Annotated in this window: 10 protein-coding genes; 8 read left to right on the forward strand and 2 right to left on the reverse strand. The window is 60.8% G+C overall.

The genetic code is table 11. From position 1 onward, the window contains the following. Window positions 1–113: 113 nt before the first annotated feature. On the reverse strand, window positions 114–1,028 hold the full coding sequence (xerA, locus tag EI28_RS01235; RefSeq protein WP_048111980.1) for a site-specific tyrosine recombinase/integron integrase: 915 nt from the start codon (window positions 1,026–1,028) through the stop codon (window positions 114–116). A 1,157-nt stretch (window positions 1,029–2,185) separates the two neighbouring features. Between xerA and EI28_RS01240 the strand changes: the two genes are divergently transcribed. From EI28_RS01240 to EI28_RS01260, 5 genes are all read left to right on the forward strand, one after another. Next, window positions 2,186–2,767: a DUF5806 family protein gene (locus tag EI28_RS01240; RefSeq protein WP_048111981.1), complete on the forward strand. Its 582-nt coding sequence runs from the start codon at window positions 2,186–2,188 to the stop codon at window positions 2,765–2,767. Then, window positions 2,764–3,519, forward strand: a complete 756-nt coding sequence (gene mobB / locus EI28_RS01245; protein WP_048111982.1) for a molybdopterin-guanine dinucleotide biosynthesis protein B — start codon at window positions 2,764–2,766, stop codon at window positions 3,517–3,519. Before EI28_RS01240 ends, mobB begins: the two co-directional genes overlap by 4 nt. A gap of 4 nt (window positions 3,520–3,523) precedes the next feature. Then, entirely contained in the window at window positions 3,524–4,894 is a 1,371-nt protein-coding gene (gene glmM / locus EI28_RS01250) for a phosphoglucosamine mutase (protein WP_048111983.1), read from the forward strand. 349 nt (window positions 4,895–5,243) lie between these two features. After that, window positions 5,244–8,807, forward strand: a complete 3,564-nt coding sequence (locus EI28_RS01255) for a hypothetical protein (protein WP_048111984.1) — start codon at window positions 5,244–5,246, stop codon at window positions 8,805–8,807. Further along, window positions 8,804–9,091: an acylphosphatase gene (locus EI28_RS01260; protein ID WP_048111986.1), complete on the forward strand. Its 288-nt coding sequence runs from the start codon at window positions 8,804–8,806 to the stop codon at window positions 9,089–9,091. The genes EI28_RS01255 and EI28_RS01260 overlap by 4 nt, the downstream gene beginning before the upstream one ends. Here the strand turns inward: EI28_RS01260 and cas1 are convergent. Beyond that, window positions 9,073–10,008 (reverse strand): CRISPR-associated endonuclease Cas1, encoded by a 936-nt coding sequence (gene cas1 / locus EI28_RS01265; protein ID WP_048111988.1) that lies wholly within the window; start codon window positions 10,006–10,008, stop codon window positions 9,073–9,075. The genes EI28_RS01260 and cas1 overlap by 19 nt on opposite strands. A gap of 399 nt (window positions 10,009–10,407) precedes the next feature. On the opposite strand from cas1, the gene EI28_RS01270 reads away from it, so the two are divergent. The 3 genes from EI28_RS01270 to EI28_RS01280 are packed head-to-tail and all read left to right on the forward strand — an operon-like array spanning window position 10,408 to window position 13,429. Next, a complete protein-coding gene (locus EI28_RS01270) occupies window positions 10,408–11,697 on the forward strand; it encodes a phenylacetate--CoA ligase family protein (protein ID WP_048111989.1) in 1,290 nt (429 codons plus the stop codon). Then, window positions 11,697–12,998 (forward strand): phenylacetate--CoA ligase family protein, encoded by a 1,302-nt coding sequence (locus EI28_RS01275; RefSeq protein WP_048111990.1) that lies wholly within the window; start codon window positions 11,697–11,699, stop codon window positions 12,996–12,998. The genes EI28_RS01270 and EI28_RS01275 overlap by 1 nt, the downstream gene beginning before the upstream one ends. Next, entirely contained in the window at window positions 12,998–13,429 is a 432-nt protein-coding gene (locus EI28_RS01280) for an ACT domain-containing protein (protein ID WP_048111992.1), read from the forward strand. Before EI28_RS01275 ends, EI28_RS01280 begins: the two co-directional genes overlap by 1 nt.

Raw genomic sequence — 13,429 nt, forward strand, 5'->3', positions numbered from 1 at the left:
TACCAGTTCAGACAGCGTGTTCCCGGCCCCGATACGGCTGCACCCCGAGATCCCATGCCAAGCCGAACCTATATAGCATCATGCAGTTCATCCGGATCGCCCGACGTGCCCGATCACTCCTCCTTTTTTCCGTTCGAGAGCGGGAAATACTGCTGATAGACGCGTTTCCGCTCGTCGATGTCGGTGTGCAGGTAGATCTCGGTCGTCTTGATGGAGGAGTGCCCCAGGTTCTCCTGCACGACACGGAGGTTCTTTGAACGGCGATAGAGTTCACTCGCATAGGAATGCCGGATTTTATGCGGCGTAATCCCGGAAGGGGCGTATTGCTTGAAGAGATGCTGGACGGTTCGCGGGGAGATGTGATTGCCCTGCTGGCCTGAAAAGAGCGGCCCCTCGATCGTGTTGCCGATAAACCGGTTAATCTCTTCGAGAGTCTCTTCGTCGATGAAAACAGTTCTTATTTTGTCACCTTTACCCTTCACCCGTATCGTCTGCTCCTCGAAATCGATGTCCTCAACGCATATCGCACAGAGCTCCGAAACACGGACGCCGGTGGCATAGATAAGGCGGACAATCAGCCGGTCGCGCTCGCTCTCGATGGTGTTGATCAGGCGGAGAACCTGGCTGTGTTTGAGGTATTTCAGTTCCTGATTCTTGATCCGGGGCCGCTCCACCCCGAGCATCGGGTCGGCGACCACGGCGCCCTGCACGTAGAGATACTTGTAAAACGAAGAGAGCGTCGAGATCATCCGGTGGAGAGTCTTGGGCTTGTAGTCCTGCTGTTCCGCAAGATAAGAGAAGAAATCGGTGACGAGAGCCGAAGAAACGTTGACGTCGGCATCCAGCGGAGCGTTCTCGAACGCAGCCCCATCAAACGAGACCCCGTCCGAGTTCTGCCGCAGCCAGGCGTATCGGGCGAAACGCCGAATAGTCTGCAGGTATTTTTCGATGGTCCGGGGCGAATAGTTCCGCATCCGGAGGTAACTGCTGAAGCGATCCAGCCATTCCGAGAAACAGGCGTTTTCCATTGTACAATAAATTAAATAACCGAGCATATCAAGATTGCGGTAAATGCCTATTCCCCGCAACGCATTATGCCGCCAGAGAACGCGGGCCCGGCGCAGAGAAGACCCGCCAGCCCAACCACACGGTACCCGCACCGGGAGAGCCGTTACGGAGAGAGACACGTCCCGGCCGCAGGAACCCGCCGATCTCCCGGGAGACGGGCGAACACCCGGGAAACGAGAGCACCCGCCCCCGGAACCATGCCGCCGCGGAAGACGAACCACAGTTCCCGGAACACACCTAAAACGCGCCAGAAAGTTGCAGAAAGGCCGGGCAGACCCGGATCCTTAAAAAATGGATGGAAGGTGATGCAGATTGGTTCGGAGTTCGGAGGTATGAGGGGCTGCACCCCAGGTGGGGGCGGGGCAGCAAACCCTACTGAATACGTCCCCGTTCAGGTATATGAACCCCTTACCGCGCGGGGAGAAAGTGAACGGACCGGGAGCAGCACAGGCGCCACGCGACCCCTGCCTGGCGCCCATATATAAATGACCTCCATATGCGAGCACAGACGCCCGACCGCCCCCTCCGACAACCCCTTGCATCAGAAGGATCACGATCCCGGCTCAGAATCGCGATATGAGGGCGCCGGATCCGGACGACCACCCGAAAATCGGGGCAACGGCGCGCTCCGGGAGATCGGGCAGGACAAAACCAATTTGATGAAGATCCGTACTGCCGGACATTTACCCGGGTGCCGCACCCTCAAAGCCCATATGCCCCCGGACCGTTCGGGCACCGGCGAGGGCTGCGAACACAGGGTTTGTGAGTTCAAAGCAGTCCGAAACCCAAATGGGTTTCCGTATGCCCCCCACCACGATCAGAACCATCTCCGAAGCCCGATACGATCTCACCCGCCAGCCGTTATCGAGCACTCGAACCGATTATTGTGCCGCAAACAGGAGAATAGCCCACTCCGATGACCGGATCACCGCCCCGAACCCGGGAGCAAAGAGACAGACATAAACCCTATGATGCTATATCTTGACAGAGAGTGATCGTGACACCGGCAGCACCCGCACGACAGACCGATCCCGGCGGCGCATCCGGTTTCTTTTGAACCGTCACCGTTCAACCAGCCTTATTATTGAAATAGCAAAACCAACAAGAGGTAGGTAAAATGGAAGAACCTGACAGCATCAAAGACCCGAACAAGTACCAGAAATTCAAGAAGGTGGATGGCGCCACCTACCAGCGGGTCAACCAGTTCCTGCGCAAACACACCCACATCACCGCCCGCGAGTGGGCGATCGCACGCCTCTGCGCAGACTTCAAGACCACCAGCGGCTCGGAGATGACGTTCATCGGGGAGAACCTCCCCGAACTCTGCCCGTTCATGGTCGACTCCTACTCCCCGCAGGCGGTCAACCAGGCAAGGAGCTCGTTCAAGAAGAAGGTGAAGAAAGCAGGTGCCACGTTCTTTTACGGGGCCATGTGCGGCTTTTTCACCGCAGAGGAACTCGACGAGATCCTCTTTGAGGCGAGCGAAGTCGCCCGGTTCCTGCTGGAGGTGGAAGGAACGAGCCTGAACCTCGACGACGAGATCGACGTCGAGGACCGGATCACCGAGGTGATGCGTGGCGTGGCCGAGGCGGCTTCGGTCATCCTGAAGACCCGGCCAGGCCAGGAAGGCGAGAGCCAGGAAGTACAGGAGCCGGGAGAGCCGGAAGTACAGAGTCAAGAAGAAAAGGAGGAGATATGAAGATCATACAGATCGTCGGCCGCTCGAACACCGGGAAGACCACGTTCATAAAGAGCCTGATCGGGGCGCTTTCCAAACAAGGGACCGTCGGAGCAGTCAAACACCTGGGACACCACGGCTTTTCGCTCGAGCCCGGAAAGGACACGACCCTGTATTATGAATCGTATGCTGCTATATCCGGCGGTGTCGACGAGGAGAAGTCGGTCATCGTCAGGCGGGAGAACGATCTTAACTCCACACTGGAGATCCTCTGCAACGCCGGGGTTGAGTATGCTATACTCGAGGGGTTCAAGTCGAGATCGTTTCCGCGGATAGTGATCGGCGATCTCGAAAGCGAGAACGTCGTGCTCCGCAACCCCACTATCGAGGAGGCGATCGCCGCACTCGACCGGTTCGAGGACTACCATACCGTCGAGGGGCTGGTCAGGGAACTGAAGCGCGAGTGCGACGTCCCGCACGCCGGGGCCATCCTCACCTTCAACGGGATCGTCAGGGAATGGTCGGGGGACGACCGGACCGAATACATGGACTTCGACGAGACCGTCGACGCCGTGACGGAGAGCATCCGAAAAGAGATGGAAACCGTCCCGGGAATCATCGGTGCCCGGTTCTACCACCGGAAAGGGCGCCTCTATGCTGGAGAGGATATAACATATCTTGCTATACTTGCGGAACACCGGCAGGAGGCGTTCGCCGCCGCCGCCAACGCAATTGACAGGCTAAAACGAGAACTACACGACGTGGAGAAGTGATGGGATGCGAAATGGAAAACAGATGTTTGGAACGAACGGCGTGCGGGGTGTGATCGGAGAGACGATGTCGCCGGCCCTCGTCCTCAAGATCGGCGCAGCGCTCGGATCGATGAGGAGAGGCACCATCGCAGTCGGCAGAGACACGCGAACATCCGGCGAAGCCCTGACCCATGCCCTCAAGGCCGGACTCCTGATGACGGGGTGCGACGTGGTGGACATGGGCGTCCTCCCCACCCCGGCCCTGCAGTACATCATCAAGACCAACCGGTTTGGCGGCGGCGCGATGATCACCGCATCCCACAACCCGCCCGAGTATAACGGCGTGAAGATCGTCGAGGCCGACGGTACCGAGATGTCCGATGAGGAGATCATCCGGCTCGAAGGCCGGTTCTTTGCAGAGGAGTTCGATGTGGTCGAGTGGGACGGTGTCGGCAAGGAGAGCGCCGCACCCGTCCGGCTGGAGGAGTACATCGAGGCCGTCGTGAACCACTTCCCGGAAGGCATCGGCAAGGGCATGACCGTCGTCGTCGACCCCGGCTCCGGGCCCGCAGCGCTCACGACCCCGATCATCCTCTCGAGGATGGGGTGCCGGGTCCATACCATCAACGGCAGGCTCGACGGCACCTTCCCGGGCCGGATGCCCGAACCGACCCCCGAAGGATTGCAGCCCCTCTCGGAGATGGTACTCGCTACGGGCGCCGACTTCGGGGTGGCGCACGACGGCGACGCAGACCGGGCGGTCTTCGTCGATACCAAAGGACGCTATATAGAAGAGAACTACGAGTTCGGTCTGGTCGAGGACTATGTCTGCGGTAGAAACGGCGGCGGACTCGTCGTCACCCCGGTCGCCACCTCCCGGCTGATCCGGGATATCGCGGAGAAACACAACTGCACCGTCGACTACACACCCGTCGGGAGCATCTACGTCGCGAGGAGGATGATCGAGCTGATCGGCGAGGGCAGGAAAGTCTCGTTCGGGGGCGAAGGAAACGGCGGGCTGATATACCCCGACCACCAGTTCTGCCGGGACGGGGGCATGACCGCCGCCATGATGGTGGCGGTGCTCGCGAGCCATCAGGACAGGAAACTCTCGGATATCGTCGACGAACTCCCGGCGTATCACCTGGTCAAGGAGAAATACCATACCGCCGACCCGGCGGCGCTGGTCCGCACCGTCGAAGAGGCATTCACGGGAGAGACCGTCGAGAAGATCGACGGCATCAAGATCATCAGGGACAACGTCTGGGCGCTGGTGCGGGCATCGGGCACGGAACCGATGATCAGGATCATGATCGAGGCAAAGGACCCGGCCGTCGCGGACGCCATGTACCGGGAGATAATGATGGCCGCGACGGGCCGAAGGGCCAGAGCGTGAGAAAACCCGAAGGGTTTCGAAGCGCGACGGACGGGACGTCCGGAGCATGAGAAAACGCGAAGCGTTTTCGAAGCGCGACGGGTCGCAGAGCCAGAGCGCGAGCACCAGGTGCACGCAGTCTGTCTGGCACGATCGCCTCACCGCGCCGACCCCTCACCCGCGGGATCGGGAGCCCCATGAATCAGTTCCGCCCGGGGTGCCCGGGATGACTGCTATACTCCACCTTATCCCTGATATTTTTGAGGAACTCTCCGAATCCATTGAAAAACATTCTTGTGAGAGGGGGGCAATCTATATATCTGATAATGGACATGCATGATGCAGAACCCACGGGAGAGCGCTGATCAAAATGGATGGAAAACTACAGATAAAACAGAAGATCAACTCCGCTATCTCTTCTGGCGATCTGCGTGAGCTTGAAAAGGTGGTTTCGGACATATCGGAGACCCAGACGAGGAAGGAGAAGAGATCGCTCTACGAGCAGATGAATACCGCCCTGGTCGAAGCGGCGTTCAACGAAGGCCAGCCGGAACTCTTGAGCCAGCTCGTCGAACCGACCAGAGAAGAGATATTCGAACTCGCCAGGCGTGCCGCCGTCACCTATAGCGAGAAAAAGGACGAAGCGTGGTTCTCGGCAATATTCACCCTGGTCGATAAACTCGATCGTAAAAGCCATCAATCCGATATCCTCGCCAGGATCTCCCGTGACCTTGTCGAGGCCGGGGTTGATTCCGGCGACATCCACTACATCGAGAAAGGCGGAGAGGCCTTCGATAAGATCAGCATCCGCAAATACCGTTCTGCAATCCTCTCCGAGATCATCCCGCTCTTCATCCAGTACGGGCAGAAGCACCAGAACGTCGACATCATGCAGTATGCTCTCCAGATGCTTCCCGAGATCGGCGACATATCGCGGCAGTCCCAGCTCCACGCCGACGTGGCCCGGGCGATTGCGGGGGCAGGCATCGAGGCCGGCGACATCAACCTCGTGATCGGCGGGCTTTCAAGCGCCACCGAGATCAACCAGAAGATCCGGCGCACCAACTCGATCGCCGACATCGTGGACGCGACCTGGAAATCCTCGCTAAAGAAGGAGATCTCCGATGTCGAACAGATCATCGATTCCCTCCCGGACATCCCCGAAGAGCGGCTCACGGAGGTTCTCGCGATCCTGACCGAGCAGCTCCTCGACCGCCAGCGGGACAAGAAACAGGTATACACCAAACTGCTCAGGATCGACGACGAAAAACCGTGGGCAGGGCAGACCCTCGTCCTCGAACTCCTGAAGAAAGCCGAGCGGAGCGGGGAGCGCTGGTTCCTCGAGAAGGCGTTCGAGTTCAACGCCCGGGGCGCAGAGACCCAGCTCCCCATCGAAGAGATCGTCCTCTCCGGGATCGCGGTCGTCGAGAAGAGCGGCAACCCGACCATCCTCCTCGACATCACGCCGCTGATCGACGAGTCCTGCGACGCTACGAAAGCCGCCCAGCTCTACCGGCAGATCACCGACGCACTCTCCCGCATGGGCGACTTCTATCACGCAATCGAGGTCATGAAAAAGGCCAGCAGCAGTGCACAGAGGATCAACGCCCAATTTTTCGACACCAGTGTCCGCCTGATCAAGGAGGGTGTCCGGCGCGACGAGATCGGGCTCGTCCGCGAGAACATCCTCGCCACACTGGATATCGAGATCGCCGATTCGCTGGTTCACCAGGCGGTGACCGACTTCTGCAAGGAGTACGACTTTGACGAGGTCGTCAGGCATATACCAGCCATAAAGGAACTCACCAGCTCGCACCGCGGACAGGACACCCTGCTTCTCGAGTGCAACACCATCCTGATCGAGCGAGGATTCGTTCGCCAGAAAGAGCCTTCGGCCCTCGTGGATCTGGTTAGCCAGATTGGAGAACAGGATCTCCGCGAGCAGGCAATCTCGACCATCGCGGTCGAGATGGCAAGGATCGGCGTCGTCCGGAAAGACCGGGATCTCCTCCGGAACGCGACCGGACTCACCTGCGAGATCGTGGATCAGCGGGCACGGGCCGAGGCGATGGGGGGCATCGTGGACCAGGCTGCCGTGCTCGCCGTTGAGGACGCCGACCTCGACCTGCTCCACGGGATGCGGGTTCTCTCCACGTCCCTCTTGGAGCGGGACTACTGCCTCTTTGCGATGGGCAAGGTCGTCCACGGCCTGATCATGTACGGGATCGAGCAGCTCTCGCTCCAGGCGCTGGACGAGGCGGGCCAGATCCTCTCCCAGATCGCCGACCCGTCCCTGCAGCGGCAACTGGCCGATCCCCTCATCGAGGGCTACGTCCGGGTCGGGAGCCTGCAGGTGGCAGACCAGCTCACCCGGAGGAAGGCGCAGATCTTCGACGGCATGATGGAGCCGTTCGAAATAGCGCTCGATCTCCTCAAGACCAGCACCCCGCACGAGGAGGTATCGATCAAGATAGCAAGTTACGTCGATATCATGCTCGAGTACACACAGATCTACGCGAGCCCGATCTTTGCGGCACCCATGTCGCTCTTCTCCCTGGAGATCGACGGCGACTACGAGCGAACCGCCATGATCCAGCGGATCCTCACGTTCTTTACCGATTACACGAAAGAATTCGACTCGGCCGATCCCTATGAGGTGACGGCTTACCTGCTCGAAGGGATCGAAGGAGGGGCGGCAGCGCAGCCGGTGCTCGAACTGATGTACCGGCTCTTCGAGCACACCGGCGACGTCTACGCACGCTACACCGGGATGTACCGGATCGTGAGCGCCTACTCGGCTCTCGAAAACGTTGAGCAGGCCGAGACGATCATCCGGAGGCTCCACGAGACCATCGGCGACCTCTCCGATCCGTCCGTCCGCGCGATCATGCTCTCCGACCTCGCCGGACTCATGGCCGGGATCGATCACGATGCAGCCAGGGAGTATCTTGCCGAGGCGCAGAAGACGCTCGATGCCATAGGGAGCGAGCGGGAGGCGTTCGTCAGGAAGAACCTGATCTACGCCGCAAGAAACCTCAGTGCCGTCAACCGGCAGGAAAAAGACGTCGAGTGGGCGATGGGGCAGGTCGGCAGGATCGAGGATCCGGTCGAATACGTCGACGCTCTCGCGGCAGTCTTCGACATGGTCAGCGAACCCGCACAGAGAAAGGAGATCCTCTCTTCGATGTGCCACACCGTCGTGAACATCCCCTCCCCCTACGTCCGGCTCTCGATGCTCTTTGACGTGGCGCAGTTCGCCGAGACGTACGGCGACCAGGAGGAGATCGAGGAACTGTTAAACGGCATGGAGCAGACCGCCGGCTACATTCAGATCCCGTTCATCACCGCCATGACGAAGCAGCGGATGGCCCAGATGCTCTTCTCGTTCTACCGGGCGAGCGGGAAACCTGCCGCCCGAGAGCGTGCCGCCGAAATTGTCTCCGCCATCGATGACGACAGGATCCGGTACAACCTGACGGTCCAGCTCGAGCAGACCATGCCCCAGTCATGGAAGAACACCGTCTATGCCAGGATCCTCGACTGCCGGGACAAAATCCGGAACGGCGAGTACACCACAAAGGACATGGTCACGCTCGATCGGGCGATACGTGCGGCGCCCGACAGGGCAAAGCGGGCGGCCTACTACACGGAACTCTACCTCATTGCCCGGGGCGCAGGGCAGCATGAGGTTGCGGACAGGATGCTGCTCTGCGCTCTCGAAGAGGCCCGAATCATCAGGCCGCTCTCACGGCGGGCATTCGTGCTCGGCGATATGGCGTGCCGGATCTACGCGGAGCGTTACGAAGACCGCTCGAGAGAGATCCTCGATCTGGCCGTGAGCGAGGCGCTCAACATCCGCGACTCGATGATCCGGGACGAGGTATACGACGAGCTGGATATGTCCATGCGGATCATCCAGGAGCACTGGCTGTGAAGACAGTCGAGATCAAAGTCTCGGGAAGAGTGCAGGGCGTCGGGTTCCGCGCGTGCATCAAGAGGATCGCCACCAATCTCGGTGTCGGCGGCGAGGCGATGAATCTGCCCGACGGGCGGGTGCTCATCACCGCAACCGCCGACCCGGTCGTCCTCGACAAGTTTGTCTCCATGCTGTACGGGTGTCCCCGGGTCGTCATCAGGGATATCATCCAGCAGGAGGTTCCCCACGCCCCTTACCCCGAGTTCACCATCCAGCGGGGCAGTTACCAGTACAGCACGTGAAACTCGGCGTTCGCAAGGAGCGCATCCCGCACGATGCGCACCTGCGCGTCGATACGGTCCTGATCGATGGAGTCGCGGAGCGCCGTGGCCAGCCGGGACGAGAGATCACCGCCAAGATAACACCGCTTTTCTCCGCATTCGTAATCCCCGCTTGAGATCTCTTCGCGGGCAAACCGGATAACGGCGCGATCCACCATCGAGGCCTTCTGCGGTTCGATGAGGTCGTGGACGAAACTCCCCGCCCCTTCGTGAAGCATGCCGAGATCGGGATCGAGGTGAGCCCCGATCACCGAGACGCAACAGTTGCCGTAAAGCATCGCGTACCCGAGCGAGAACATTGCGTTGACGGGGTCGAGGTAAGGACGGCTCGTCCTGCGGCGGAACCCGAGTTCCGGCGGGAGCGTGCGGGAGAGAATCTCGTAGTACATATCGGTGGTCAGGCGGGAGAGCCGCCGCAGATTCTCCATCGTGACCGAGGCCGAGAGTTCTTCCCGGGCCTGGTGGAGGAAGTCGAGTTCTCCGGCGTAGAAGATGTCGTGCCCGGTGTGGTCGTAGAGTTCCTCGAGGAGGAGAAGCCTCGACTGGAGAGCGGCCCGCGCGAGCGGCTGAGCGAACCGGTGGGGGCCGGCCCGCTCCTGGGCGAGGCGCACCGACTCGTCCGGCCGGTAGCCGTAAGGGTAGAGATACCCGACGGGCGTGCCGTCGATATCGAAGATAGTGATGGCAGCGCCGGCTTTGAGGAGATTCGTCACCGCCGAGGTGTGCAGGGTATGCCCGCCGACGACCAGAAGGTGCTTCACCGCCTGTATGGGATAACGCCGGGTATCGCTCCCGCGCGCGATGATGAGCTCCCGTGTCGTCGCCTTGATGTGCCCCCCGTAGCCGAAGACGGGGAGCCAGGGTTCCGTCGCTGCCATCTGATCACTCTGGAAATGACTATTGGGCTGTTTTCGATGATTAATGCATCGAATCTCCCGGATACAGAGAGAACGCAATCTCAGTGTAAGAAGAGTGGATCGACCGGCCGGCCGCCTGTGCCGCCGCCGTCCGGTGCGGGTGCCCGCGGGGGCTGCTCCGGAGACGGTTCGGGGAGAAACACCCTGACGGCACGGGACAGTGGAGCCGGAGCAGTGGAGTGTCACGGCGTACCATGCCACGCATTGACAAACCTTTTCCGCACCGCCGGCTCATATAACGGTAAAGTATGCCCGACGGCCTGCCGGAGCGGGACCGTCAGGAGTATCGCAACCAGATACCGGGCAATATAGCCGGATGGAGCACGATCTCTCCAACCGGCGAACAACCGATGGGATACTATGTTCTGGAATAGAGAGATGGAGACGATCCGATCTAGCGAACTCGCGGATCTGCAACTGAAGCGGCTGAAATGGTCGCTAGCCCAGGCACAGAAAGTAGGGCTGTACCAGAGAAAACTGAAAGATGCCGGCATCTCGCCCGACGACATCAGGACGCTCGACGACGTGGAGAAACTCCCTTTTACCTACAAAAAGGAGCTCCAGGCCGGATACCCGTTCGGCCTCTTCGCGGTTCCCTTAAAAGAGATCGTCCGAATTCACACCACCTCCGGCACGACGGGCAAGCCGACCGTTGTCGGCTACACCCGGCAGGACCTGGATAACTGGTCGGAACTGATCGCACGGAACATGACGATGATCGGTCTTTCCGAGGACGACGTCTTTCAGAACGCCGTCAACTACGGCCTCTTCACCGGGGGGCTCGGGTTCCACTACGGCGCCGAGAAGATCGGGATGACCGTGATCCCGAGCGCGACCGGAAACACCCGCCGCCAGATCGAGATGATCGAGGACTTCGGGGTGACCGCCATCCACTGCACGCCGAGTTATGCCCTTCACCTCGCCGAGGTGGCCGAGTCGATGGGAAAGACGCTGGATACCCTGAAAACGGGGATATTCGGGGCCGAACCCTGGTCGGAGAGCATGCGGGCAGAGCTCGAACGGCGTCTCGGGGTGAAGGCCTACGACAGTTACGGGCTCTCGGAGATGTACGGTCCCGGCGTAGCGTTCGAGTGCCCGGAGAGGGACGGGCTTCACATATGGCACGACTGCTACCTTGTCGAGATCATCGATCCGGAGAGTGGCGAGCGGCTCGCTCCCGGGGAGCGCGGCGAACTCGTCATCACACCGCTCGTCAAGAACGCTCTGCCGCTCGTCCGCTACCGCACCGGCGACGTGACCCGGCTGATGGATGACGGGTGCGCCTGCGGGCGCGGGCAGAAGATCGAACGGATCACGGGCCGGAGCGACGATATGCTGGTCATCCGGGGGATCAACGTCTTCCCGTCCCAGATCGAGCACGTGCTGCGCGCCCTCCCGGAGGTCGGGGAGCAGTTCATCGTATATATTGATCGCGTCAAACATCTTGACGAGATGACTATCGAGGTAGAGATGAGCAGGGCGGGGTTCTCCGGCGAACTGCAGGATCTTGCCCGCATGCAGAAGAAGATCTCCGGCGAACTCCACAATACGCTCGGCCTTCGGACCGCGGTGAAACTGGTGGAGCCGGAAACGCTCCCCCGGTTCGAGGGGAAGGCAAAACGGGTCGTCGACCGCCGGGGGGCGATCTGATGGCACCCTGGAACCCGCGGACGGAAGAGATGCCGCTCGACGAACTGCGACGGCTCCAGTTCAAGCTCTTAAAATCCCTGGTGTACCGGCTCTACAGCTTCAACGACTTCTACCGGCGCCGGATGAAGGAGCAGCAGGTTCACCCCGACGACATCAGGGCGCTCGAAGATGTCGCGAAACTCCCGTTCATGTACAAGAGCGACCTGCGGGACGGCTACCCGGACAGGATCTTTTCCGCCGAACAGAACGAACTGGTCAGGTACCACGTCTCCTCCGGGACGACGGGGAAACCGACGGTCGTCGGCTACACGGAGCGCGATATCGAGAACTGGAGCGAGTCGCTCGCACGGGCGTTCTCCTCCTGCGGCCTCGGGCGGGGCGACGTTATGCAGGTGAGTTACGGCTACGGCCTCTTCACCGGCGGCCTCGGGGCCCACTACGGCGCCGAACGGGTCGGCGCGACCGTCCTTCCGACGAGCGTCGGGAACACCGAGCGGCAGATCGAACTCATGCAGGATCTCCGCGTCACCGCCATCGCCTGCACCCCCTCCTATCTCCTCCACATCGGAGAGGTGGCGGAGAAGATGGGCGTCTCGATCAAGAACGACACCGACCTTCGCATGGGCTTCCTCGGCGCCGAACCCTGGTCGGAGCAGATGCGGGGCAGGATCGAGGACTGGCTCGGGATCCGCGCCTACGACATATACGGGACGAGCGAACTCTCCGGCCCGATGTTCACCGAGTGCGCCGAGCAGCAGGGGATCCACATCTGGGGCGACCTCGCTCTCATCGAGATTATCGATCCCGCGACCGGCGAGGTGCTCCAGCCCGGAGAGCAGGGCGAGCTGACCATCACCATGCTGCAGAAAGAGGCGCTTCCCATGGTCAGGTACCGGATCGGCGACCTCACGGCAATCGAGGAAGGAACCTGCGCCTGCGGGCGGACCCATCCGCGCATCGGCCGAATCCGCGGGAGGGTGGACGATATGCTGATCGTCCGGGGCATCAACGTCTTCCCCTCACAGGTGGAGCACGCGCTGCTCGAGATCCCCGAGGTCGGCAGGCATTTCCAGATCGTCGTCGACCGGAAAGGTGCGCTCGACTCCATGCTCGTGCGGGTGGAGGTGAGCGAGGAGGCGTTCTCCGACAAGATCACCGAACTGATGGTGATCAAGAAGGCCGTGGAACACCGCCTGCGGAGCTCGCTGAACGTGGGCGTGGACGTCGAACTGGTCGAACCGGGAACTCTTCCGCGGTTCGAAGGCAAGTCGAAGAAGGTTGTTGACAGGAGGTCATTGTAATGGAGAAGTCGTATATCGTCAAACAGATCTCAATCTTTTCGGAGAATCGCCCGGGGCGCCTCGCGGCTATCGCCGGCGCGCTGCGTGATGCGGGGATCAACATCCTTGCGTTCAGCATCGCCGAGGCGGACGGGTTCGGGGTCGTCCGCGCGCTCGTCGACCGGCCGGAGGACGCATACCGGACGCTGACCGATCTCGGGTTCCGCGTCTCGTTCACCGACGTCATCGGCGTAAAGATGCGCGACGAGCCCGGCGGCCTCTCGGATATCGCGTCGATCCTCGGGGACGCCGGGATCAACATCGAGTACGCCTACGCCTACTCAGGAAAAGATGCGGCCGTCCTGATCCTGCGCGTGGACCAGGTCGAGGACGCCGTCCGGCAGATCCTCGCCCGCGGCGGGGAACTCCTCAAGGCATCCCTCTCGAGGTAA

Origin of the sequence: Methanoculleus sp. MH98A (assembly GCF_000691865.1) — an archaeon.
Classification (GTDB): domain Archaea; phylum Halobacteriota; class Methanomicrobia; order Methanomicrobiales; family Methanoculleaceae; genus Methanoculleus.

Coding starts and splice junctions, on each gene's coding strand:
- xerA (WP_048111980.1), bottom strand. CDS start 1,028: ATGGAAAACGCCTGTTTCTCGGAATGGCTGGATCGCTTCAGCAGTTAC.
- EI28_RS01240 (WP_048111981.1), top strand. CDS start 2,186: ATGGAAGAACCTGACAGCATCAAAGACCCGAACAAGTACCAGAAATTC.
- mobB (WP_048111982.1), top strand. CDS start 2,764: ATGAAGATCATACAGATCGTCGGCCGCTCGAACACCGGGAAGACCACG.
- glmM (WP_048111983.1), top strand. CDS start 3,524: ATGCGAAATGGAAAACAGATGTTTGGAACGAACGGCGTGCGGGGTGTG.
- EI28_RS01255 (WP_048111984.1), top strand. CDS start 5,244: ATGGATGGAAAACTACAGATAAAACAGAAGATCAACTCCGCTATCTCT.
- cas1 (WP_048111988.1), bottom strand. CDS start 10,008: ATGGCAGCGACGGAACCCTGGCTCCCCGTCTTCGGCTACGGGGGGCAC.
- EI28_RS01270 (WP_048111989.1), top strand. CDS start 10,408: ATGTTCTGGAATAGAGAGATGGAGACGATCCGATCTAGCGAACTCGCG.
- EI28_RS01275 (WP_048111990.1), top strand. CDS start 11,697: ATGGCACCCTGGAACCCGCGGACGGAAGAGATGCCGCTCGACGAACTG.
- EI28_RS01280 (WP_048111992.1), top strand. CDS start 12,998: ATGGAGAAGTCGTATATCGTCAAACAGATCTCAATCTTTTCGGAGAAT.